Raw genomic sequence first — 22,130 nt, forward strand, 5'->3', positions numbered from 1 at the left:
AACTTTAGATCGTCTTTATTTCTCTTCTGATCATTCGTTGTCCTCAAATAATTTATTTATTTGTATTACGGCTAAAAATACAAATAGGTGTTATCAGAGATTCGATAACACCTATTATTTTAATTATTCTGAATATTTTTCTTTTCACGATTGACTACATGTACCCCACCTGATGCTGAGATTACGCTACCTGTAATAAAATCTGAATTTTCCTCACATAAAAACCGAATAATTCTTGCAATATCTTCTCCTGTACCAGAGCGGCCAATCGGAGTGTCCTTATTTATTATATGTCTTGAATTCATGATATTGGATTCCTTCATTTCACCGATTATATCTCCTGGACAAACCATGTTCGCTGTAATGCCATATTCTGCCTCTTCCAATGCAATTGTTTTTGTTAGCGAGACCAACCCTACTTTCGCAGCACTGTAAGCAGATCGATATTTCCACGCGGGTGTATGTTCGGCATCTTGAAAACCGTATGTAATAATCCGACCGAACTTTTGATTTCGCATAATAGGTATACATAATTTCAAAAAGTAAAAGACAGAGGAGAGATTACCATCAATCATTTCCTCCCACTCATGGTCAGCATAATCAACTAATTTCTTTCGTTCAAAAATATACGGCCCAGCATTATTGATTAAATAGTCAATCCTGCCAAATCGATTCATTGCTTTTTCAACGATTAGTTTTATATGTTCCTTATTCGTAATATCCCCATAAACAAATTGTAATTGATTCTCATATTGCTTCCATTCTTTCTTCAATTGAGACACTCTAGCTGCATCATTTCTGTAATTGACAGTGACAGAGCAACCCATTTGTAGAAATTGCTCTGTAACCATTCTTCCGAGACCTTTGGAACCAGCAGTAATGACAGCATGTTTCACACCGCTTCAGCCTCCCTATTCCCCATTTTAATCTAATTTATCCGTCGAATTTTTGTCTCTACTTTAATTATGCTCGCTAGAGAAAATTATTCCCATCAAAATCCAGACATTCACCTAAGCTCAGGCTTTTCAGCTGAAATTTAAACCCCCACTTTTACAAGAGGGGGACTTGTGAACCTGTCGCAAGCTTTTGGTACAAAAAGCATTTATTGATTGAAGTTAAATTATCGATTTAATAATGTTAGAAACTCCATTTTTGATTCACCTTTTTCAGCAAATACTCCTCTAACAGATGTTGTCGTGGTCGAAGAATTGACTTTTTTAATTCCCCTGCCACACATACACATATGTTTTGCTTCAATAACAACCATTGTTCCATTGGGCTCTAAGATTTCTTCAATCGCCTCTGCAATTTGATTTGTTAATCGTTCTTGAACTTGGAAACGCTTTGCATAACCTTCCACCATTCTGCCTATTTTTGATAAACCCGTAATTTTTTCGTTTGGAATGTAACCAACATGCGCCACACCAAAAAACGGAGCAAAGTGATGTTCACACATTGAGTGGAATTCAATATTTTTAACAAGCACAAGTTCTTGATGATCCACATCAAAGACTTTCTCTAAATGTTCTTTTGGATCTTCACGATACCCTTCTGTATATTCAAGAAAGGCTTTTAAAACTCGAAAAGGGGTCTCTTCAAGACCGTTACGGTCCGGATCATCTCCACATAAACGGATTAAATCTTTAAGACCATCCATTATATTTTCAGATTGAGCTAGTTTTTTTCCTAGATTGGTAGGATCATTGTCTAGTAGCTCCATCAATGATTTTGTGTATATTGAACTTTCCTTTACAGCCATTTACAGTTACTCTCCTCTTTTAAAGATTAAACTCTATTATAACCATCCCTGCACGAAATTGGTATTCTAAATGTTAAAATTGAATAGAGTTATTGAAAAATGTTTATATTTTATATTAACATAAAAAACGCTTAGAAAGCGTTTTAAAGTATTTTCAAACATGATTAAATTAAATAATAAGAAACGATTAATTAATAAATTATTTAAAAGCAGTTGACCCTAACCTTTTTCCAATTTGGATTAATATATTGCCAACAATTATTCCTGGTATGACAGATAGCATTGGCAACCAAACAGGACCTATTGGAAAACCAAGAACATTTACTTTTGGCGAGTAAATTAAACCTACAGTAACAAAATAGGCACAGAAAACATAAGGGAGAAAGGAAAACTTATGTTTTGCACCCCCTGCATCTCTATACGCATCCCACATTGCATAAAAGTATATGCAGGGATAGAACATTAACCATTGATAATTAGTAAGAGAAAGTGCCTTTTCCGTTTCACCTAGGAAGCTTAAAACAATGAGTTCATTAAATCTTGATTGTACATTAATAATAATTTCCAATAAGATAAAAACAATTCCTTTTAGGAATCTACCGTTTAACAACTGCCCGAATCCCGGTAATGCAATACTCCATAAGAGTACCTCAATCGGTTGTCTCATGAGAATCTCCTTTTTTCCTTATAGTATGTTAACTGCTCCTTTTTTAGTATTTACAAAAGTTAGACATTAACTTATAGATTTTCTCAATACTTCTATGTGATTTAAATTTAAAAGATCCAGTGACTTCCATTTAATGCTGTTCACTGGATCTTTTTTTTTATTAATGTACTTTAAAACCATCTCTTTTTCTTAAACCATAGAATCATGAGGATACTTATTAAGAGCATGATCCCTAAAATAATAAAATAACTATACTCCCATCCTAACTCTGGTATATTCTTAAAGTTCATTCCATATATACCAGCAATAAATGTTAATGGCGAAAAAATCGAGGTAATGATCGTTAACACTTTCATCACATGATTCGTTTGGTGCGAATTTAAGGAAAGATAACTATCTCGGATATCAGCTGTTAATTCACGATTCGACATAAGCATCTCCGATATTTTTAGTAAATGATCATAAATATTAGAAAAGTATTCTCTCCGTTTATGAATTCCTTTAAGGTGGTGGGAATTTAACATTCGATAAAGCAAGTCACGCATTGGATTTACTGTATGTCTTAATGTTAAAACCATATAACGAACTTCGAACAGTTCATTCATTAAATAATCCATTGATTTGTTTTGTGTATTATCTTCTATCCGATCTAATTCGTCTTCAATTTGATAGATAATCGGAAAGTAATTATCGACAATCTTATCGAGGATATCGTAAAACACAAAATACGGGTCCCACTTATTAAGGTTCTTTCGAGCTAATAACCGATCCCACACTTGTGTAACTTCAATAACTGGTTGACGATGATAGGAAACAATGTAATCTTCCCCTATAAAGAAATTTAATTCCTCTTTAATAAGCTCTCTTCCCTCTTCTTTTACGGTATGAGTAACAAAAAAAGTATATGTATCGTAATAGTCTAATTTCGGCCGCTGAAGTCGATGGATACAATCTTCAATTGATAGTGGATGAAAATGGAAAGTTTTAGATAAATGGCTTAGATCCTCATTAGTTGGCTCCGTGAAGTCTACCCAATACCAAAGATACCGAGAAAATTTAACATTATTAATAGAAAGATTTGTTTCTAACTCATAATCGCTTGTTATTCCAATTATTCTAATCATAATTTAATCCAGCACCCTTTACATATTAAGGAATTCCCGTACTTATCTTATTCCTTTATTTTTAGGTTTCCCGCACTTCAGGTTTTATTTCCATGAGAAAAACTTCCTTTGTTTGGTAATAATTTGAAAACCTCTTGTACATTGTTACCTTAAAATGTATGGGATTAAATTTATTTTTTATAAGCGTAGGAGAGATATATAATGGAATTAGTAACGTTAAACAATGGGATTCGTATGCCACAATTAAGATTTTGCGTTTGGCGTGTAGATAACGAGCAAGCAAAACTGCACAGATTGTGTTACGCTGGCACATCCAAAACCATTCGATCGTGATTTCAAAATCAACTACAAGAAAACTTTGATATATTTGATTTTATATTAAGAACGAGGATATGAATCAAATCAATCGGTTAAATATAAATCGACGTAGAGGGAGAAACCCACTTGAGATGAATGACCTTTAACCAGTAGCAGAAGCAATTAATATTGCTTCTGCTTTTATTTGATTAGTGCATGTTCCTTCCTAATTTAATCATATAACCTTTTTTGTCGTACTAATATGTCAATTGTTTGGTCAGAGTAATTTCTTAGTTCACTCGTGACTGCTTGGTAGAAGTTCATTGAAGATTGATAATAACCTTCTTGAGCTTCATGAAAAATTTGCTGTGCTAACTGTCTTCTTTTATACTCGTTAGTCTCGTTGTTTGAGTTCAAGATTGAATTCCCCTTTCAACTTTTTTTCCATTGAATTGTTATATTTTGAGTAAAAGTCGCTCACATATTCTTATCTCGTATATCTTCCTTTACTATTCCCATTTCTTTTATTAATAATTTGAACGAGTATATAAATTTGGATTAATCATCTGTATTATGTACGAGAATTCTACTCTAATTATTGTGTATTTAGCACATAGTACTATAAGTTAATATTTCTTAGAATACACCAAATAAACAAAAAGCTAGCTGTTATAGGTCTGTAAATCAACTGTAATACTATTACATATTATTTCGTCATAGTAATGGTATTAGATACAAGCTTTCATAGGAGCAAATCTTATACGAACTAGGAGGACTTATTTTGAAAAAACTAACGACGCTTTTTATTATTCTCGGAACATTTCTTGTAACAACATCTGCATCTGCATACACGGTTGTAAAAGGAGACACGATGTCAAAATTAACACAGAATTACAACTTATCGTTAGATCAATTGGCAATCACCAATCCACAAATACAAAACTTTGATTTGATCGATGTTGGACAAAGGGTTAATATTGCAAGTTCAGATCCAACAACAATTCCAACCATCACTGCGAACAACCATGAAGTGACAGAAGAAGACCATAATATAATAGAGGTAAGTTCCCAGGCTGGTGCTGAGAATCATTTAACCTCTAATGAAAATACATCCTCTGTTGCAGGAATTGCAGAAAATATATCTAATGAAGTGGTTGATTTGTTGGCTCGTTTAGTTCGCTCAGAAGCCAATACCGAATCTTGTGAAGGAAAAAAGGCTGTAGCTGAAGTGGTCTTAAATCGGATGGAAAACTCACAGTTTCCTGACAGTATTACTGAAGTAATTTATGAGCCAGGCCAATTTCAACCAGTTACAAATGGTGAAATCCATAAACCAACTACTGAGGAATCCATGCAAGCGGTTCAAGCCGCCTTTTCAGATGGACATGATGTTACGGGGGACTCTTTATTCTTTTATAACCCAGATATCGCTACGAATCGTTGGTTAGATACAAGAGACACAACAGTTGTGATTGGAGATCATGTATTAAAAAAATAAGTTAAAAATGAAACCACCTTGGAGTTCCAAGGTGGTTTTTATTAAATAGCTGTTTGGTTTTCTCTCTTCTTTTTAGTCCCAGTAAAAAACCAACCACTTACAGCAATCAAAATCAATACGCCATAGAAAATTAACTTCCATTCTGTTGAATGTGCAAAATCATGTGGAATGATTCCAATGGCCTCATGTCCAAGAGTTAACACTGCTAATTTTACACCGACCCAGCCAACAATCGCAAAAGCAGCAATTTCTAGACCTGGTCTTGAATGAAGCAGCTTAACAAAAATGTTGGCCGCAAACCGCATAATGATTAAGCCGATTAACCCTCCTGCAAAAATAACAAGGAATTTTCCGCCATCCAAGCCTCCAATATTTGGCAAATTGGTATTTGGCAAGGTCATCGCTAGTGCAACTGCTGCTAATATAGAATCAATGGCAAAGGCAATATCGGCCAATTCCACTTTAAAAACGGTTCCCCAGAAACCTGATTTCTTTTTACTTGACTCTTCCTGTTCGTCCCTACCTTTTTTAAACGCAAGCTTTCGAACTATGTGATTTATAGCAATAAATAATAAATATAACGCGCCAATTGCTTGAATTTGCCAGACGTCGACTAAGTATGAAATGATAAATAAGGAACCGAACCGGAATACAAAGGCTCCAGCAAGCCCATAAAATAACGCCTTTTTCCGTTCCTTTTCCGGTAAATGTCTAACCATAATTGCAAGTACAAGTGCATTATCAGCGGCTAACAACCCTTCTAAAGCAATCAATAACAGTAAAACCCAACCGTATTCTAAGAGTAATGTAATTTCCAATTAAGAACCCCCTATTAATTCCGTTTTTTGACCCTTCAGACTGTGAACAACACGAATTAATTCATGGAGTTCTGTACTAGAAGTAAGTTTAGTCTGCTTAGTAACATGTTTGTTTCCTTCTATATATCCATTTTTCTAAAAAGAAAACCTTTACCCAGGTAAGGTAAAGGTTTTTAAACAATAAAAGACCTTTACCCAATTGGTAAAGGTCTTGCTAACAACAAGTTTGTTGCCAACAAAGCCGGGTGCTAATGCATCCGAAATGACGACTTTGTTGTAAAAGCTACTCCCCTTTAGGAGAAAGACTATTCAAATTTATATAATCAATATACAAGATTAACAGAGGAAATGTCAACGTCATTTAGCAACTTATTATAAAATTTACAATTGTGAAACGCTGACAGCTATATTTTATGTTATTCTATTCTATATACTTAATAAAACTGATCAATAACTTCAACTTATATAGTCGTGTCGTTTTTTGTTGGTAAAAATTATTTATCTGAATTTTCCATTTTTTCTAACAATATGGTATAATTAGTTTGTCATACTTTAAATATTTAATTATATATACTTTAAGTATGGGCTAGAAACTTATAAGCTAAAGGAGGAAACCGAATGTATAACATTAAAGAAAAAGAACAAATTTTTATTTACACAGGCCCAGATGGTTCTGGAAGAAAAACAATCGCTAAAATGGTCGCAACATCCTTTGATATGGAAACCGTTCTTTCCTATACTACTCGTTCCCCACGCCATTATGAAAAAGATGGCGAGGATTATTATTTTATAAATGAAGCTCAGTTTAAAAAGATGGAACAAAATCATGAATTTCTTGAATGTGTTAAAATTGATGGCTTTTATTATGGAATTCGTGAACAAGATATTGTCAATGCATTTAAGAAACACCAACTTGTCTATTTAACTCTTAATCCAGAAGGTACCGAAAAGTTAAAGCGAATGTATGGAGATCAAGTAACACGACTATTCATTTATGCCGATAAGGATACCGTCTATAATCGTTTGAAAGCTCGACAAGAAAGTGATGAGGATATAAAACGTCATATGAATCACTATCAAGAAAATATGAACTATAAAAATCAATGTGAACATGTTTTTGAAAATTTTGATCTCCCTCAAGTTTCATATCAAGTTAGTGAAGTTATTGAAGCCTTTTTAGAAAGAAATTTAATTATTACGGATTAACGTTAACGTTGTTCTAACATCTACGTTATTTGTATGGTACAGTGTTCAAAACCGGATGGAACCATGTACCATTTCCTCTCCAGGTATGTACCTTCTCCAGAGATAGGAGTATAAAAATTCTACTTTTGACATTACCTGCAAATAATTTTCAATAAAGTGAAACTTCCATCAGTGGAGTTTTCATTCATCCCCCACTGATGGTTAGTTGAGACTAGCAGCATGCTGGTCACGCAGACGTTGCCGTAGGCGTATTTAGTCTGTGTTCAACTTCCGGAGCTTTACGGGCAATTGATCCCCCACTTATCTTCTTTTATTAAACTTAGAATCTTGAGATGGAGGTCTTACTGCCCGTTAAGCCTGATAAAAGTTAAAAATGCACTCGATTGTTCCCGTTAATGAACTTTTGAGTGCATTTTTTAATATTATACGTAAAGTTTCTCCCTTGTTTCAAATATTGGGATATATTAATAGTCCGAAACATACTTACGTGGTAAAATAGGAAAATAAATCCAGTAATAGGAGGGACGAGTATGAACAAAACTGAAGCCGTGGCTAGGAAAATACTTGGTTGGAAATTAAATCGTCATGATCGATGGTATGATTTGGCAAGCAATCAATTCATCCCAACTTCTGATTTTCAACCAGAACATAATCTTACACATGCACTGCTAATCGTCGAAAAGTTAGAAGAGTATGGAATAAAGTATACCGAAAAAGGCGGGACAGAAGTATGTTTTGACGATTTTTGTGCAACTGGAGACACGCTTGCACAGGCCATTACAAATGCAGCGTCTCTAATTGCAGATACCAGTTCTGTTGATGATGCTTGGTTTTAAGCAATCTCCTGTCCATAACTATTGTGTTAGATATGGACAGGCCCCCTTACTTTCCGTCAACAACTTCCTTTAAAATCTCATAAGACCTCTTCTGTTTAACCTTATCATAAATATAGGAAACAGCCATGATTTCTTCTACATCATAATGTTCTTGAAATTTTATTAATTGCTGACGAATTGAATCCTTGCTTCCTAATAATGTCACACTTGTCATGGAAGAAGCCATTTCTCTTTCCATTGGTGACCAATTTCCATTTAACGATTCAACAGGTGGTTGCAGCTTCATTTGTGTGTTTTTAACGACATTTAGAAAGAACTGTTGCATCGTCGAAGATAAAAACTCTGCTTCCTCATCAGATTCTGCCGCAATTACATTTAAACAAACAATCATATATGGCTTATCTAAATATTGAGATGGTTGGAATTTCTCACGATAAATACGAATCGCCGCTTCCATATATCTTGGTGCAAAATGGGAAGCAAAAACATACGGAAGTCCAAGGCTTGCTGCTAAATGTGCCGAGTCTGTTGACGAACCTAGAATATAAATCGGAACTCCTGTTCCTACACCTGGATAAGCTTTCACATATGATTGGATTTCCTCTGGTCCAAAATAAGTAAGCAGTGATTTCACATCATTTGGAAACGTGAAAACAGAGTCATTTTGAGAACGTCTTAAAGCACTTGCAGTCATCATATCTGTTCCGGGAGCCCGGCCAAGTCCTAATTCCACACGCCCAGGATATATTGTAGCCATCGTTCCAAATTGCTCCGCTACAACAAGTGGCGAATGATTTGGCAACATAATACCCCCAGAGCCAATCGCTATTTCTTTTGTATGTTCCAGCACATGTTTAATCAAAATTGCTGTTGCTGAACTAACTAGATTAGATGAATTATGGTGTTCTGCAATCCAATAGCGTTTATAGCCCATTTTTTCTGTTGCTTGAGCTAGGTCTACCACCGCATCAATCGCTTCTTTTGGTTCATCTCCTTCTCTGATCGGTGCCAAATTTAAAACGGATACAGGTATATTTATTTTCGTCATAGTAACATTCCTTTCTTACATTCCTACACATATCGTAACAATCTTTGAAATGAGAAAAAAACTTTTTGCTTAGTATTTCTTTTTTATAATAACTATTTTTCGTTAATAGCAAATAATAATGTTATGTAAACTTATGCTTAATTATTCATAATCCTTCCTCTAACAACATAGCCTTGTTTAGAATAGAACTTAATTATTAAACTTGTATAAAAATAATTCTCCAATTATAAGGAGGGATCTGTTTGATTCAAATCATTGGTATGACTAGTTTTCCTCAAGACTTGTTGCCAACTGGTAGTGTAGAACATGCTATATTCCAAAAAATGCAGAATGATCCCAATTATTATTACTATCATTCCCTTAATGAATTGATCTTTGAACTAACATTACGGAAAAATATCATTTCGAGTGCCATTTCGATGAATTATAGTGGTGTATCATTTGAAGTATTTTCTACGTCGCGCTGTAATCCACAATATTGGAGTTTGACGAGCACAGGTGGTTTTTTACTTAAACCAGGGATCCCCCCTTCTGATGCCATTGAAGATATTTTTAAAAATGGCTTTCTTTACGGATTTGAATGCGCAACAGCCATTATGATCATTTTTTATCATGCTGTCCTAAAAAGCATCGATAAATTTCTTTTCAACCAATTGTTTCATAATCTTTATCTATATAGTTGGCATGCGGACACAGACTTAGGAATCCATTCTAAAAATATGGATCATATTTTACCAGGTGACGTTATTTATTTTAATAATCCTGATTTTGATCCGAACGTTTCTTGGTTAAGAGGAGAAAATGCAGTTGTACTTGGTGATGGCAAGTATTTCGCACATGGAGTTGGCATTCAAAGTGCAGAAGAAATAATTAATTTTCTTAATTCAAACCGTATACCAGGAAGTACACGATCGGCTTATCGAACCAATTACGTGACAAGGCCATCATTTAAATATTTAGCACAATTCATGCAACCATTGCGGGAAATTTCACAAAATACGTTTCAATATGCTATTATCCACCATAATCAAGCTTCAATTCCTTGTAATCAATATGAAGCTCTTTTATATCGATATTATCAGCCCACACACCCGCTTCGGATAAGGTGAAGTTTCCATCAATGGGGGTTCTTTCATCCCCCACTTATCTTCCTTTATTTTACTAATAACCTCAAGTTGGGGGTGTTAATGCCGGTTAAGCCTGTAAAATCAAATGAGCTGCTAACTCCATTAGTAAGATGGAGAAAAGCAGCTTTTTATATTTATTCTAATAAGTCCTTTACACAGGAAAATTTACCTGTCATTAGGTGATCGTTTTCAACCATTCTAATTAATGGAGGTGAAAACAATGGCACTTAAAAATCCTATTGGACGTCCTGTTGAATTTACGGGAAAAGTATTGGATCAACGAAATGACCTGACAGGTCCTGATGCAGGGAAAGCCACCTATCCTGAATTACCTAAAAATGTTTCGATTCAGCAACAAAGGGGTAAAGATAAATCGTAGTAGACATAGCAAAGGAGCTTTTTACACTTATGACAGAAGAAACCATTTTTATTAATGAAGCCACATCGGGTGAAACGATCCAACAAATTGAACAGTTCCTCCATGAATTAAATGGTGTGGAAAGAGTCTTAATTGACACGGCTGATGGAGAAGTAAAAATACAGTATGATGAAAAGAAGATATCGAAGGAACGCATTATTTCTACCTTAACACAACATAATTTCACGATTAATTTACAGTAACAAAGTCAAATGAAGCGGATCAATTGTTGATCCGCACTTATTATTTATAGACCTAGCTGTTTAATTTCGTCAACAATCGTTGTGATCTCTTCTAGTGTCTGAAATAATTCTGCATCTTCTAGAATGCTTGGGTCAAATTTCCCTTCCTCGATATGAGTTAAATATAGGTCAATACCTTCTTCAGCTTGTTGACTATAATCTAGTATTTGTTGATGAAGATCCGCTGTAATTTCTGGTGCTTGAACCTCACTAAAAGATTGAATTTCATTCTTCATATCAATAAGCTTTGACTCTAATTCAGTCAAAGTCTGTGGATCATTAACAGCTTCTGATGCAATAGCAGGTACTTCATTTACAAAGTCATTAACCTCATTTAAATAGCTTGTTGCCTCATTTACATAACTTACTGTGTTATTCGCTTCTTCGACAAAAGAACATCCACCAAGAACCAATCCAACGGTGATCAATATCCCGATCCATAATTTTCTCATTTATAAAGTTCCTCCAATCTTCCATTCAACAATGCTATCTATCTTTACGATTATTGGAATAAGAAGTTTCATTTATTTTTTCAATATAACTTCAAACATTGTCCGATATTTTCATTGCTAATCGGAACATTTGAACGTATATTTGAATTGAATTGAAATTACATAGATAGGTGTCAACCTAGATTCAGAAACAGGTTGGAATGGAGGATTTAGAGATAGTGAAGTTAGGTCCGCGCGTGATAAAGACTGGAATTGCCGTTGCCTTGGCATTATATATTTGTTCAGTACTCAATTTGGATCAAGCGGTGTTTGCAGGGATTGCTGCAATTCACACCATACAACCGTCCATTTATCGAACATGGAAACAGGGAAGAAATCAAGTGCTAGCCAATATAATGGGTGGAATCATTGCCCTTTTAGGTGTCTATTTTCTAGGGAATGACCCATTCTCAATTGGACTCGTCATGATTATTGTAATTGCAATTAGTTTAAAAATTAAAATGGCCGAAACCATTGCCCTTACTTTAGTCACCGTTCTTGCGATTATGAGCGCGCCTGGAAACGAGGATATCAGTTATGCTATTCACCGTTTCATTGTGACCTTTATTGGGTTAATTTCTGCCTTATTAGTTAATACGTTGATTTCGCCACCAAACTATAAGAAAACTTATATCGCAAAGGTCCACAGTGTTTTTCAAAACATGTCCATACTTATGAGAACTGCAATTTCAGATGAGATGACAGAGAAGTTTTTTCAAGAACAAATGAGTCAATTAGAAGATCACCTTTTACAATTAGAGGAACAATACAAACTTTTTAGTGAAGAACGGGGAAAAATAGGGAAATTGAATCATTTAGACTTGCGAGAAATCGTTGTTTTTAAACAAATGTTTAAATCACTCCAACAAGGCTTCATCGTATTAGAAGATATTGACTCTTTTTATTTTCGGTGTCAACCTACACCCGAAGATGATCAGTTGTTTGACCAAAAACTTGAGCAGCTTAGTAAGTATCATGAACTCTTTTTAATGAAATTTGATGGAAATATCAAAGAGAATGAACCACATTTTCATGAAGACTTTATGAATGAAGCTGAAATTTTTCTTGAAAATGTGATGACAGCTTACAGCCGGGATAAAAAACCTCAACTTACCGTCATCGGTTCTTCTATCTATAACTATGCTTATCAAATTGACCGCTTAAATACAGTTGTGGAACAATATATGAAAAAAGGTCAGTAGCCTTCTAGCTTTTTTACAAGGCGGCTTTTTCGTTTGTATGGTCTACGAAAAATGCCGCCTAAGTTATCATGTTCCACAAAAGGTTCGATAAGGTTGGTCAGTTGATGCAGGAAATTCACAATACTCTTCTTGTTGTTTGCTGTATGCATATGGATCTGCGAGTGCGTCTAGAAGTTTCTCCATGACACTTAAATCTTCTTCTTCAACAGCAGCATTAAGCGCTTCTTCAACTCGATGATTACGTGGAATAACAGCGGGATTGCTCTTTCTCATCAATCTAATCGCCGTTTCCTTCTCTTGCTGACTGTTCAACCGGTGCTGCCAACGTTGATACCATAGTTGAAAGCCTTCTTTCTCAAATAGCTTTTCCCCGTCTAACTTATCCAATGTCAACGCACGGAATGTGTTCGTATAATCTGCGCGATATTCTTGCATAAGTTGTAAGAGATCTTTAATTAATTCCTCGTCCTCCTGGCCTTCATCCATTAAGCCAAGTTTGGCCCTCATCCCATCTAGCCAATATTTACCAAATAGCTCTGAAAACTTAGAAATTTCCTTTTCAGCCAATTCAACAGCTTGTTCTTGATTATCATCTAATAATGGCAATAAAGCCTCAGCAAAACGAGCAAGATTCCACGCACCGATATAAGGTTGATTCCCGTAAGCGTAGCGGCCCTCTCGATCAATGGAGCTAAATACAGTTGCAGGATCATAAGTATCCATAAAAGCACACGGGCCGTAATCAATGGTTTCTCCGCTTATCGTTACATTATCGGTATTCATCACCCCGTGGATAAAACCAACCAATTGCCATTTTGAAATAAGAAATGCTTGACGATTTATCACTTCGCGTAAGAAATTTAAATAGCGCTCCTCACTCTGTTCTAGATCAGGAAAATGCCTATTAATTGTATAATCAGCCAGCGTTTTTAGGTTTTCCTTATCTCCCCAGTTGGCAGCATATTGAAATGTGCCAACACGTATATGACTTGAGGCAATACGTGTCAAAATAGCACCAGGCAAAACAGTTTCACGATGAATCGGCTCACCTGTTGTCACAACTGCTAAACTTCGAGTCGTTGGGATTCCTAGATTATGCATTGCTTCACTGATAATATATTCACGAAGCATAGGTCCCAGTGCTGCACGTCCATCGCCTCCTCGAGAATATGGGGTTCGACCTGAGCCTTTAAGCTGAATATCGAAACGCTCTTCATCAGGTGTAACATGTTCCCCGAGCAGGATTGCGCGACCATCTCCTAGCCTTGCAAAATGCCCGAATTGATGCCCAGCATATGCTTGTGCGATAGGGATCGCTCCTTCAGGAGTTTGGTTTCCAGCAAATACGGCTGCAGCCTCTTTTCTGTGTTCTATAATATTCAATCCAAGTTGCTTAGCTAAAACTTCATTAAAAATTACAATCTCCGGTTCTTCGACAGGATCGGGGTTTTGTTTGCTATAAAAGAGGGTAGGTAGCTTAACATAACTATTACTGAAATTCCAACCTAGAGATATTTGATCGTTTTTCATTGGGTCTCCTTTTTTAAAATTATAGATATTACAATGATATTGTCCACTTTTGATAGGAGGTTATGCAAGTAATAAGGCTGATAATGTGTGGTTAAAATTTCTAAGTAACACTTTTAAAAAAACATCAATAGTAAGCTCTTCTCTACTAAATGGATAATCAGATAAATATCCAATCATAATAAAGAGAGCGAAACATAGAAAAGCATAATTGGATTGGAGTTTGAATCATGAAGAAAATGTCTAATGTTTTTAATATTTCAGCTGGTATTTTAGCTTTATTAGTAATCATAGGAATTCTATTACCAAGGACGCTTGAAGCCGTCACAGCCAATGTTCAAGCATTTATTTCTAACGCTTTCGGTTGGTATTATTTAATCGTAGTCACAATTTTTCTGATCATCTGCTTGTATTTATTAATTTCTCCAGTTGGTAGATTAAAATTGGGCAAGCAAGATGATCAACCAGAGTTCTCTAGACCAACCTGGATTGCAATGTTGTTTAGCGCTGGAATGGGAATCGGTCTTGTGTTCTATGGATCTGCTGAACCGATTAGCCATTATGCTATAAGTTCACCAACAGGGATCACGGGTACCCCGCAAGCTGTTAAAGATTCTTTACGTTTTACATTCTTTCATTGGGGATTACATGCATGGGCCATTTATGGCATTGTAGCCTTGATTTTAGCTTACTTTAGTTTTCGAAAAGATTTACCAGTTACGATTAGTGCCACACTAAAGCCTATTCTAGGTGATCGTGTAAACGGAAAGCTTGGGAAAACGATTGATATTTTAGCAATTTTATCGACAGTTTTTGGAGTTGCGACGACACTTGGATTTGGTGCAGCCCAGATAAATGGCGGACTTTCTTATCTATATAACGTTCCTTCTAGTTTTTGGATCCAATTACTTATCATTATTGTTTTCACCGTTTTATTTATTGGGTCAGCATTATCTGGGGTTGGAAAAGGCATTAAAATATTAAGTAATGTCAATATGTTACTTGCCTTCATACTATTGGTTTTGTTGTTTAGCTTAGGGCCTACGATGTTCATTTTAAATATATTTACAGATACGATCGGTGGATATTTCCAAAATTTACCAAATATGAGTTTTCGCATCGCCCCATTAAATGCAGAAAATCGATTATGGATTAACGCATGGACAATCTTTTATTGGGCATGGTGGATTGCTTGGTCTCCATTTGTTGGCATTTTTATTGCAAGAATCTCAAAAGGAAGAACAATAAAAGAGTTTGTTTTTAATGTTTTGCTCATTCCTTCGGTTGTTGGATTTTTCTGGTTCTCTACTTTTGGGGGTACGGCAATTTCATTAGAGGCACGTGGGATTGCTAATATTTCAGAACTTGCTACAGAAGAATCTTTATTTGGAGTTTTCGCGAATTTTCCACTTGGCACAGTTATGTCCATCCTTGCGCTTATTTTAATTGCGGTATTTTTTGTCACATCCGCGGATTCTGGAACTTATGTTTTAGCAATGATGTCTAAGCATGGAGATCCCAATCCACCTAACCGTTTAAAAGTTATTTGGGGAGTTCTATTAGCGTTAATCGCGATCGCACTTTTATATTCAGGTGGACTTTTAGCGCTTCAAAACACAATGATTATTGCTGCCTTGCCTTTTTCAATTATTATGATCCTCATGACAGCTAGTTTACTGAAATCAATTAATGAGGAAGCAAAAGAATCAAATAAGCACATTGTTCCGAAACCATCAAAATCAAAATAAACCCTTAAAAGAGATCGTCAGACAACTTTTCTTAAACAAAAAGGGTGTCTTGTCAGGTCTCTTTTTTAATTATTTGTGTCCTTTCTGCTTCTAATTCTTTAAAAACTACATATACATCTTTTAAAGTTCAAAGGAAGTGACAATCCTATGGAATTAAAAGCCTTTATGAATATGTATGAGAATTTTTTGCAAGAACTTAAAGAAAGCTGGCATGTGGAAGTAAAAGAAAAAAGGTTTGGTTATCAACTCACTTCCATTACAAATGACGAAAATATTGAAGTCCAATTCTTCTTTGAAATTAATCTTGATCAAGTTGCGAAGATATCAGAGACTACGAACCAAAGTGTCTTAAAATATGGAGTGATCCGACAAAAAGGGACAGGGGATATTTTTGCTAAGGAAGTTCTCGATCGATTTCATTGTCATTTGGCCGAACATAAACCGAAGCATCGAACGAAATTAATTTATTATATTCCATAGCATTCCGTTCATAACAGGAGGCTCAAATGCAATTGTAGTCCCCTTTTTTGGGGGACTACTTTAAATTTTTATCTATAATTCCAAGCGTTTTCCCGATTGATTCACCAATCACATATGTATGACTACCATTGTCATATGGGGTATCCCCTTTATTAACAATAATCATAGGAACCCCTACTCTACGGTAGGTAGGAAAGTTTGAAAACGGTGTTACTTTTAGACTTGTCCCCAAAACTAAAATACAATCCGCTTGTTCGATCTTTTCAATTATTGAATGAAAACCTAGTGGGGTGAACCACTCTCCAGCATCACCATATAAAACAACATCTGGTTTAATATATCGTTCTCGTGAATGGACCGTTTGGCAGTGATTACAAATATAGAAATCATCCATCTGATTTCTTCGTGCAATCATATCATTCGTTGTATAACGCTTGCCACAATTTAAACATTTTGCAGATTCAACGGTACCATGAAACTCGATAACCTCTTTACTCCCTGCTTTTTGATGAAGACCGTCAATGTTTTGTGTAATAATACTTGAAACTTTTCCAATTTGTTCCCACTTTGCTAAAACTTCATGGCCTTGGTTCGGTTCAGCTTTTGGATGGTACAGATTTTCAATTGTAAATTGATAAAACTCTTTCGGATGCTGATAAAAATAATCAAGTGACAAAATATATTCAGGAGCTAATTGATAAAGACCTTGACTTGAACGAAAATCTTTAATCCCAGATTCTGTACTTATTCCTGCTCCAGTTAAAACAACAATATTTTTTGCCTCATTTATTATATTTGTGCATGTTTCGAGATTTGTATGGTTCATTATTTTCAACTCCTTAGCTTCCATTATAACAGGAATAAGACTTTCTCTAAAATGATTCTCTTTTTAGCTTGACAGAAAAAGAAAGCAACGTGTTGACTACGTTGTTTTTCCAACTTCATTCAGATAGGGATTGAGTTTTTTTATGATATTTTCAAGTTCTATTGATTGATTATAATACATTCTTTGTACGTTTTGATCTTTCGTTTGCAAAGCTAAGCGTTCAATACCTACTTGAACTTGTCTTAATTTTGCTGCGTAATTTGGCTTTTGTTTAGCCTGTTTTTCACTATTTTTATCATTAAATAAATCAACGTAAACATTGCCACTCGTATCTATCTGTGCCAAGAACACATCTTCAAATTTATTTGCACCTCGTTTTTTTATTTCCTGTAAAAGCCATTCCTTTGTATAACCTAAATAGTTTAAATGTTTTTCAATTAAGGCTCCATCGACAATAACGAGAGATGGGGCGTGGTCCTCTTCCACTTTGAGACCAATGTCTTTCGGTGTCAGTGGTTGATATTCCGGCTTTTTCATTACACTAATTTGACCATTTGTTTCCAGCATAGCTAATTCAACTTCTGAAATATTAAAGGCATCTTTTTCCCTTAATCCATTTAGTAAATCATTGAATGTCATTTTGTGCTTAGCCAAGGTTTTCTCCATTATTTTCCCGTCTTTGATTAAAATCGAAGGACTACTTTCCACTAGTTCTCTAAACTTAAACGATTTAATCGCACCAAAAGTAATGAGTAATGTTAGTAAAGTATATATAATTAATCCAATAAGAGGATCTATAAATTTCATAGAAGACTCTATTGCCATTGAAGAGGCCATATCCCCAATTCCAATCCCGACAACATAATCAAAGAATGTAAGTTGTGAAATTTGCTTTTTCCCCAGTATTCTTGCAAGCATTAATAAAATTAAAAAGGAAAAGACAGTTCGTATGGCTATTAATAGATATTCATTCATAACAAACAACCTCCATAAATAAAAAATTCTACTTATATTTCTTCTATCATCCTTGGGGAAGATTTATATAGGGGCGATTTTCATATTTAATTACAATTAATTTAAAGATTGTTTAGTAAGGATATAAAAAACCCAAACCCTCCATGTAAAAGGACAGTCTGGGTTTTTTGAATTCATTAGCTAATAGAGTTGCCGCCGTTTTGATTTTGAGCAGATTGTTGATTTTGACGTCTGACTTCCTCTGCATCTGTTCCAGCAAATCCTGGTTGGAAGATGGCATTTGGCCCCCCGAACGGTTCGTTGCCGACTCCATTTGAAGCTTGGAATCGTTGTTGTGTTTGGTTACTCATTTGTGGGTATTGTTGGATTAACTGTTGAATCTGAAATAATTTTTGTGCCGCTATTTGTTCTAAATTCGCCAATTCTTGCTGCTCTTGTAGGCTCATTTCTTGTCCTTGCAGTCTTTTCGCATTTTGTGCCTCCTGCTGTTCAAGCTGTCTTGCAATCTGGCTGACTTGATTAAGAATTTCTTGGGCATTTTGGGTCATTTTAAAAAGCTCCTTTTCAATAGCCTATGTTTAATTTGTCTTTTTTTAACCAAAGTTATTCTTTAGAAAAAAGATTTCTATCTTTATCGTTTAGCCTGCTGATTGTGAGTTTTAATTCTTCAAGTACTACCTCAGTATGATCAACAGAACTCTTTTTCTTCCTCAATCCGCTATACTTCATGTTGAACTAAAGGATCGCTGTTAAAACTTTCATTGCATTTATTCTGATTCTGTTATATTATTAATCTAATTACATAAATTTTCTTATTTCAATTAACTTGAAGTAAGGATAGAGGCGCAGATGCCATTAGTACATTATGTTGAGGATAATGAGGTCCGATGATCTTAATGGAAAGGGGTATTTGCCGAAGCTGACAGAGACTCATTTATCTCGAAGCTGGTTCTGTTATTGAATAAGTACAGAATTGTCATATAGGAAACTATATGGAGGGCTATCTTACGCACAGGAACAGAAATATGTTTCTATTGCAACAATGTAACCCTCGTTGTTGCTTATTTGCGTTACCTAAAATAATGCCCTTCTCCCTCTATTTGATAAAAAATTTTAAAGGATGTGGAGAAGTAATGAATTTTGGAGAAATTTTAACAGCTATGGTGACGCCATTTGATGAGCATGGTGATATTGATTTTAATGCAACTAGAAACTTGGTTAGTCATTTAATTGATAATGGTTCAGATGGATTAGTTGTGGCTGGAACAACAGGAGAATCTCCTACATTATCAACTGAAGAAAAGGTTGAATTATTTAAGTTTGTCGTTGATATCGTTGATAACCGTGTACCAGTTATTGCGGGTACAGGATCTTATAATACAAAAGCCTCTATTGAATTGACACGTTTAGCTGAAAAAGTGGGCGTCGATGGAGTTTTACTTGTCGTTCCTTATTATAATAAACCTTCACAAGAAGGCTTATATCAACATTTTAAAGCAATTGCTGAATCAACTTCCTTACCATGTGTGCTGTATAATATTCCTGGTCGTAGTGTCATCAATATGTCAGTTGAAACAACGATTCGCCTTGCACAAATTCCAAATATCGTATCTATTAAAGATGCCAGCAGTAATTTGGATGATATGGCAGAAATTATTGAACATACACCAGAAAATTTTACGGTATACAGTGGAGATGACAGTGTTACTTTACCATTACTATCAATTGGCGGAACTGGGGTAATCTCAGTTGCTTCTCATATCGTTGGAAATGAAATGAAAGAGATCATTTCAAAATTTAAAGCTGGGAACTATCAAGAAGCTGCTGCTATTCATCGTCGTCTGCTTCCTGTTTTTAATGGATTATTTACATCTCCAAATCCAACACCAGTTAAAGCTGCGTTAAGTCTTAAAGGAATTCCTGTGGGTGATGTCCGTTTGCCTTTAGTTCCTTTAACTGAAGAAGAAATCGAGACTTTAAAGATTACATTAGAAAAAGCGAATGTCTTAATGAAGGTTAATTAATTTTAAGAAAGGCCCATTACCTGAGGATAATGGGCCTTTCTCATTTTATCAAACCATCCATTTCAATTAAGAAAAAAAGCGAATATAAATACCTAGGGCAATAAAACCTAAGATGATTACAACCCCATACATGATCGTTAAATTTGTATAATTTTTTTTGGTTGAACTGCTATAGTTTGCATCTCCTTTACCCGCAACCAATATGGTAGAAACAGCGGATATAACGATAAGTGCAACAATTAAAATATACATAGTCATTTTGTTTCACCCCAAATTTTTATTAATATTTATCTCTACATTAACTTATATAATAATCATAACATTTTAAATAAAATGAATATAGCGATAAGTAATTTTTAAATTGCTATGTTAATTAAATAATAGTACAAAAAAACTTCCATTAACCGGATATCTTTTCCCGGCTAAATGGAAGTTTTTATCTTTTAGCTTTCCAAATCTGTTCGTTTACCTGGCTCTTCTTTACCGTTTGTTGAATTTCCTGTAGTAGCTGTATAACCTACTCGATAGCGAAAGTCCTTTTTTCCTTTTAAAGCTTTTGGCATCATATATTGTTCATTCCCTCTTTTTGGCATGCCTCTTCCTCCCTCGTTTTTGATAAGAGATAACCCTTTTTTACTATTCCCTATAAAGTAAACTTCCATCTGTGGGGGTTTTCTTTCATCCCCCACTCATCGTTAGTCACGCAGAGCCTGATTGATTTATCTAAGGGCTAAAGCCCATAGTTAAATCTTATTTCACCAATCGGTGCTTTACGGACAGTTGATCCCCCACCTATCTTCTTTTATCATACTTAAAATTGTGAGGTGGAGGTCTTACTACCCGTTAAGCCTGTAAATTAGAAGCTTCTTTAATTTTATCTCTAATACTTTCTAGTTCTTCTAAAGGAAGTTTTTCTAATGAATTTTTTATTTCTTCTTCAATTTTCTTTCTATTTCGCTCCCGATATTGATCCCACCAATCCCTGAGACCTTCTGTGTTATTGAGCAAATATTCAATATCGATCTCCTCTACTTCTTCATCTGATAAATAATCGAGGACAGCTGCTAACATATTATTTAAATGTTCGACTTCATCTTGTTTGTTATTTTTTTCATCTAGTGAACCTTCTGGATCCGACTGTTTTCTTGCCATTTCAGTACCCCTCGTTTTTCTGTTAATATATGCAGTTTTGGTATAAGTAAACGTGGAGGTTACAAAATATAGTGAAAGGGCGTGATGTGTTAATGAGGAATGATATTGTTATTGAGGAATTGAATACCCTTTTAAGAGGAACATTTATGGGGATACGTTCTCTGGAGCATTTTATCCAAAAAGTTGAAGATCAAGATTTAAAGAAAACATTTCAGTCAATGCAGCAGGATCATAAATTAATTAAATGCTAGCATCATCGCTGAGCGGATTCAGGATTTGGGTGGAGTCCCTGCAGATGATGAGGGTGTAACAGGCTCAATGCATAGTTATATGCATAAAATGATGCTTAGTAATGACCAGGAGAGGATTTTAAAGGATGCCATTAAAGGTTTTGAGCAATTTGGTGTTCAGTATTCCGAAGAGCTTGTTAGAGGGGATCTAGATAAAAATAGTAGACAAATTGCCGAGGATGTAATTGATACGAGTCGTAGGCATGCAGATCAGTTGAAAAACTTTATACATTAGGAATAGTTCGGACTGCTTAATAAATTAAATTGTGCAGTCCGAATATAATTTGAATTACTAATGGTATCTCCAGGGATTAAGATAAAGCGAAAATTTCATTAGTGGGATTTTCTTTTATGCTCTTCCTATTTACTCAGAAT

27 protein-coding genes and 1 riboswitch are annotated in these 22,130 nt (G+C 35.1%); of the genes, 12 read left to right on the top strand and 15 right to left on the bottom strand.

Going from position 1 to position 22,130, the window contains the following annotated elements; genetic code table 11:
• Window positions 1-119: 119 nt before the first annotated feature.
• From R4Z10_RS11600 to R4Z10_RS11620, 5 genes are all read right to left on the bottom strand, one after another.
• On the bottom strand, window positions 120-896 hold the full coding sequence (locus tag R4Z10_RS11600; protein WP_338469466.1) for an SDR family oxidoreductase: 777 nt from the start codon (window positions 894-896) through the stop codon (window positions 120-122).
• Window positions 897-1,120: 224 nt separating this feature from the next.
• Complete coding sequence (folE, locus tag R4Z10_RS11605; RefSeq protein WP_338469467.1) at window positions 1,121-1,759, bottom strand: GTP cyclohydrolase I FolE; 639 nt, start codon at window positions 1,757-1,759, stop codon at window positions 1,121-1,123.
• A gap of 199 nt (window positions 1,760-1,958) precedes the next feature.
• Entirely contained in the window at window positions 1,959-2,426 is a 468-nt protein-coding gene (locus R4Z10_RS11610; protein ID WP_338469468.1) for a hypothetical protein, read from the bottom strand.
• A 170-nt stretch (window positions 2,427-2,596) separates the two neighbouring features.
• Complete coding sequence (gene corA, locus R4Z10_RS11615) at window positions 2,597-3,550, bottom strand: magnesium/cobalt transporter CorA (protein ID WP_338469469.1); 954 nt, start codon at window positions 3,548-3,550, stop codon at window positions 2,597-2,599.
• Window positions 3,551-4,078: 528 nt separating this feature from the next.
• The gene (locus tag R4Z10_RS11620) at window positions 4,079-4,264 is read right to left on the bottom strand and encodes a hypothetical protein (protein ID WP_338469470.1); all 186 of its coding nucleotides are present in this window, start codon (window positions 4,262-4,264) and stop codon (window positions 4,079-4,081) included.
• A 364-nt stretch (window positions 4,265-4,628) separates the two neighbouring features.
• Between R4Z10_RS11620 and R4Z10_RS11625 the strand changes: the two genes are divergently transcribed.
• Window positions 4,629-5,345 (top strand): cell wall hydrolase, encoded by a 717-nt coding sequence (locus tag R4Z10_RS11625; RefSeq protein ID WP_338469471.1) that lies wholly within the window; start codon window positions 4,629-4,631, stop codon window positions 5,343-5,345.
• A 41-nt stretch (window positions 5,346-5,386) separates the two neighbouring features.
• On the opposite strand, the gene R4Z10_RS11630 is transcribed toward R4Z10_RS11625, so the two are convergent.
• The gene (locus R4Z10_RS11630; protein ID WP_338469472.1) at window positions 5,387-6,163 is read right to left on the bottom strand and encodes a TerC family protein; all 777 of its coding nucleotides are present in this window, start codon (window positions 6,161-6,163) and stop codon (window positions 5,387-5,389) included.
• A 618-nt stretch (window positions 6,164-6,781) separates the two neighbouring features.
• On the opposite strand from R4Z10_RS11630, the gene R4Z10_RS11635 reads away from it, so the two are divergent.
• Window positions 6,782-7,369, top strand: a complete 588-nt coding sequence (locus R4Z10_RS11635; protein WP_338469473.1) for a guanylate kinase — start codon at window positions 6,782-6,784, stop codon at window positions 7,367-7,369.
• Between the two features lie 530 nt (window positions 7,370-7,899).
• On the top strand, window positions 7,900-8,205 hold the full coding sequence (locus tag R4Z10_RS11640) for a hypothetical protein (protein ID WP_338469474.1): 306 nt from the start codon (window positions 7,900-7,902) through the stop codon (window positions 8,203-8,205).
• A 46-nt stretch (window positions 8,206-8,251) separates the two neighbouring features.
• Here the strand turns inward: R4Z10_RS11640 and R4Z10_RS11645 are convergent, their stop codons facing one another.
• Window positions 8,252-9,253, bottom strand: coding sequence for an LLM class flavin-dependent oxidoreductase (locus R4Z10_RS11645; protein WP_338469475.1), 1,002 nt, complete (start codon window positions 9,251-9,253; stop codon window positions 8,252-8,254).
• A gap of 242 nt (window positions 9,254-9,495) precedes the next feature.
• Here R4Z10_RS11645 and R4Z10_RS11650 point away from each other — a divergent pair, with 242 nt between their 5' ends.
• From R4Z10_RS11650 to R4Z10_RS11660, 3 genes are all read left to right on the top strand, one after another.
• Window positions 9,496-10,362: a protein-glutamine gamma-glutamyltransferase gene (locus tag R4Z10_RS11650; RefSeq protein WP_338469476.1), complete on the top strand. Its 867-nt coding sequence runs from the start codon at window positions 9,496-9,498 to the stop codon at window positions 10,360-10,362.
• A gap of 238 nt (window positions 10,363-10,600) precedes the next feature.
• Complete coding sequence (locus R4Z10_RS11655; RefSeq protein ID WP_338469477.1) at window positions 10,601-10,759, top strand: hypothetical protein; 159 nt, start codon at window positions 10,601-10,603, stop codon at window positions 10,757-10,759.
• 29 nt (window positions 10,760-10,788) lie between these two features.
• Window positions 10,789-11,001, top strand: coding sequence for a hypothetical protein (locus tag R4Z10_RS11660; RefSeq protein WP_338469478.1), 213 nt, complete (start codon window positions 10,789-10,791; stop codon window positions 10,999-11,001).
• A 44-nt stretch (window positions 11,002-11,045) separates the two neighbouring features.
• On the opposite strand, the gene R4Z10_RS11665 is transcribed toward R4Z10_RS11660, so the two are convergent.
• Window positions 11,046-11,492 carry a DUF6376 family protein gene (locus R4Z10_RS11665; protein WP_338469479.1) on the bottom strand — a complete coding sequence of 149 codons (447 nt, stop codon included), beginning with the start codon at window positions 11,490-11,492 and terminating at the stop codon, window positions 11,046-11,048.
• A gap of 218 nt (window positions 11,493-11,710) precedes the next feature.
• Between R4Z10_RS11665 and R4Z10_RS11670 the strand changes: the two genes are divergently transcribed.
• On the top strand, window positions 11,711-12,733 hold the full coding sequence (locus tag R4Z10_RS11670; RefSeq protein ID WP_338469480.1) for an aromatic acid exporter family protein: 1,023 nt from the start codon (window positions 11,711-11,713) through the stop codon (window positions 12,731-12,733).
• A gap of 66 nt (window positions 12,734-12,799) precedes the next feature.
• Here the strand turns inward: R4Z10_RS11670 and R4Z10_RS11675 are convergent, their stop codons facing one another.
• On the bottom strand, window positions 12,800-14,263 hold the full coding sequence (locus R4Z10_RS11675; RefSeq protein WP_338469481.1) for a YdiU family protein: 1,464 nt from the start codon (window positions 14,261-14,263) through the stop codon (window positions 12,800-12,802).
• A 227-nt stretch (window positions 14,264-14,490) separates the two neighbouring features.
• On the opposite strand from R4Z10_RS11675, the gene R4Z10_RS11680 reads away from it, so the two are divergent.
• Both R4Z10_RS11680 and R4Z10_RS11685 read left to right on the top strand, forming a co-directional pair.
• The gene (locus R4Z10_RS11680) at window positions 14,491-16,008 is read left to right on the top strand and encodes a BCCT family transporter (RefSeq protein ID WP_338469482.1); all 1,518 of its coding nucleotides are present in this window, start codon (window positions 14,491-14,493) and stop codon (window positions 16,006-16,008) included.
• Window positions 16,009-16,155: 147 nt separating this feature from the next.
• On the top strand, window positions 16,156-16,488 hold the full coding sequence (locus R4Z10_RS11685) for a hypothetical protein (RefSeq protein WP_338469483.1): 333 nt from the start codon (window positions 16,156-16,158) through the stop codon (window positions 16,486-16,488).
• A 55-nt stretch (window positions 16,489-16,543) separates the two neighbouring features.
• Here R4Z10_RS11685 and R4Z10_RS11690 read toward each other — a convergent pair whose 3' ends face one another.
• The 3 genes from R4Z10_RS11690 to R4Z10_RS11700 all read right to left on the bottom strand — a co-directional run bounded on the left by R4Z10_RS11690 (window position 16,544) and on the right by R4Z10_RS11700 (window position 18,837).
• A complete protein-coding gene (locus R4Z10_RS11690) occupies window positions 16,544-17,314 on the bottom strand; it encodes an NAD-dependent protein deacylase (RefSeq protein WP_338469484.1) in 771 nt (256 codons plus the stop codon).
• A gap of 96 nt (window positions 17,315-17,410) precedes the next feature.
• The gene (locus R4Z10_RS11695) at window positions 17,411-18,289 is read right to left on the bottom strand and encodes a DUF421 domain-containing protein (RefSeq protein ID WP_338469485.1); all 879 of its coding nucleotides are present in this window, start codon (window positions 18,287-18,289) and stop codon (window positions 17,411-17,413) included.
• 176 nt (window positions 18,290-18,465) lie between these two features.
• Entirely contained in the window at window positions 18,466-18,837 is a 372-nt protein-coding gene (locus R4Z10_RS11700) for a hypothetical protein (protein WP_338469486.1), read from the bottom strand.
• Window positions 18,838-19,119: 282 nt separating this feature from the next.
• A riboswitch (Lysine riboswitch) is annotated at window positions 19,120-19,300 on the top strand.
• Window positions 19,301-19,422: 122 nt separating this feature from the next.
• Here R4Z10_RS11700 and dapA point away from each other — a divergent pair.
• Window positions 19,423-20,313, top strand: coding sequence for a 4-hydroxy-tetrahydrodipicolinate synthase (gene dapA, locus R4Z10_RS11705; protein WP_338469487.1), 891 nt, complete (start codon window positions 19,423-19,425; stop codon window positions 20,311-20,313).
• A gap of 66 nt (window positions 20,314-20,379) precedes the next feature.
• Here the strand turns inward: dapA and R4Z10_RS11710 are convergent, their stop codons facing one another.
• The 3 genes from R4Z10_RS11710 to R4Z10_RS11720 all read right to left on the bottom strand — a co-directional run bounded on the left by R4Z10_RS11710 (window position 20,380) and on the right by R4Z10_RS11720 (window position 21,465).
• Entirely contained in the window at window positions 20,380-20,571 is a 192-nt protein-coding gene (locus R4Z10_RS11710) for a hypothetical protein (RefSeq protein ID WP_338469488.1), read from the bottom strand.
• Between the two features lie 185 nt (window positions 20,572-20,756).
• Window positions 20,757-20,906 carry a hypothetical protein gene (locus R4Z10_RS11715; RefSeq protein WP_338469489.1) on the bottom strand — a complete coding sequence of 50 codons (150 nt, stop codon included), beginning with the start codon at window positions 20,904-20,906 and terminating at the stop codon, window positions 20,757-20,759.
• 250 nt (window positions 20,907-21,156) lie between these two features.
• Window positions 21,157-21,465 (bottom strand): hypothetical protein, encoded by a 309-nt coding sequence (locus R4Z10_RS11720; protein WP_338469490.1) that lies wholly within the window; start codon window positions 21,463-21,465, stop codon window positions 21,157-21,159.
• Window positions 21,466-21,536: 71 nt separating this feature from the next.
• On the opposite strand from R4Z10_RS11720, the gene R4Z10_RS11725 reads away from it, so the two are divergent.
• Window positions 21,537-21,716 (top strand): DUF2383 domain-containing protein, encoded by a 180-nt coding sequence (locus tag R4Z10_RS11725; RefSeq protein WP_338469491.1) that lies wholly within the window; start codon window positions 21,537-21,539, stop codon window positions 21,714-21,716.
• A gap of 25 nt (window positions 21,717-21,741) precedes the next feature.
• Entirely contained in the window at window positions 21,742-21,990 is a 249-nt protein-coding gene (locus R4Z10_RS11730) for a hypothetical protein (RefSeq protein ID WP_338469492.1), read from the top strand.
• The last annotated feature ends 140 nt before the right edge of the window (window positions 21,991-22,130 follow it).

Source organism: Niallia sp. XMNu-256, from assembly GCF_036670015.1.
Lineage (GTDB): Bacteria > Bacillota > Bacilli > Bacillales > Cytobacillaceae > Bacillus_BD.

Coding starts and splice junctions, on each gene's coding strand:
- R4Z10_RS11720 (WP_338469490.1), bottom strand. CDS start 21,465: ATGGCAAGAAAACAGTCGGATCCAGAAGGTTCACTAGATGAAAAAAAT.
- R4Z10_RS11695 (WP_338469485.1), bottom strand. CDS start 18,289: ATGAATGAATATCTATTAATAGCCATACGAACTGTCTTTTCCTTTTTA.
- R4Z10_RS11640 (WP_338469474.1), top strand. CDS start 7,900: ATGAACAAAACTGAAGCCGTGGCTAGGAAAATACTTGGTTGGAAATTA.
- R4Z10_RS11665 (WP_338469479.1), bottom strand. CDS start 11,492: ATGAGAAAATTATGGATCGGGATATTGATCACCGTTGGATTGGTTCTT.
- R4Z10_RS11680 (WP_338469482.1), top strand. CDS start 14,491: ATGAAGAAAATGTCTAATGTTTTTAATATTTCAGCTGGTATTTTAGCT.
- R4Z10_RS11660 (WP_338469478.1), top strand. CDS start 10,789: ATGACAGAAGAAACCATTTTTATTAATGAAGCCACATCGGGTGAAACG.
- R4Z10_RS11685 (WP_338469483.1), top strand. CDS start 16,156: ATGGAATTAAAAGCCTTTATGAATATGTATGAGAATTTTTTGCAAGAA.
- R4Z10_RS11645 (WP_338469475.1), bottom strand. CDS start 9,253: ATGACGAAAATAAATATACCTGTATCCGTTTTAAATTTGGCACCGATC.
- dapA (WP_338469487.1), top strand. CDS start 19,423: ATGAATTTTGGAGAAATTTTAACAGCTATGGTGACGCCATTTGATGAG.
- R4Z10_RS11690 (WP_338469484.1), bottom strand. CDS start 17,314: ATGAACCATACAAATCTCGAAACATGCACAAATATAATAAATGAGGCA.
- R4Z10_RS11715 (WP_338469489.1), bottom strand. CDS start 20,906: ATGCCAAAAAGAGGGAATGAACAATATATGATGCCAAAAGCTTTAAAA.
- R4Z10_RS11635 (WP_338469473.1), top strand. CDS start 6,782: ATGTATAACATTAAAGAAAAAGAACAAATTTTTATTTACACAGGCCCA.
- R4Z10_RS11655 (WP_338469477.1), top strand. CDS start 10,601: ATGGCACTTAAAAATCCTATTGGACGTCCTGTTGAATTTACGGGAAAA.
- R4Z10_RS11710 (WP_338469488.1), bottom strand. CDS start 20,571: ATGACTATGTATATTTTAATTGTTGCACTTATCGTTATATCCGCTGTT.
- R4Z10_RS11610 (WP_338469468.1), bottom strand. CDS start 2,426: ATGAGACAACCGATTGAGGTACTCTTATGGAGTATTGCATTACCGGGA.
- corA (WP_338469469.1), bottom strand. CDS start 3,550: ATGATTAGAATAATTGGAATAACAAGCGATTATGAGTTAGAAACAAAT.
- folE (WP_338469467.1), bottom strand. CDS start 1,759: ATGGCTGTAAAGGAAAGTTCAATATACACAAAATCATTGATGGAGCTA.
- R4Z10_RS11700 (WP_338469486.1), bottom strand. CDS start 18,837: ATGACCCAAAATGCCCAAGAAATTCTTAATCAAGTCAGCCAGATTGCA.
- R4Z10_RS11675 (WP_338469481.1), bottom strand. CDS start 14,263: ATGAAAAACGATCAAATATCTCTAGGTTGGAATTTCAGTAATAGTTAT.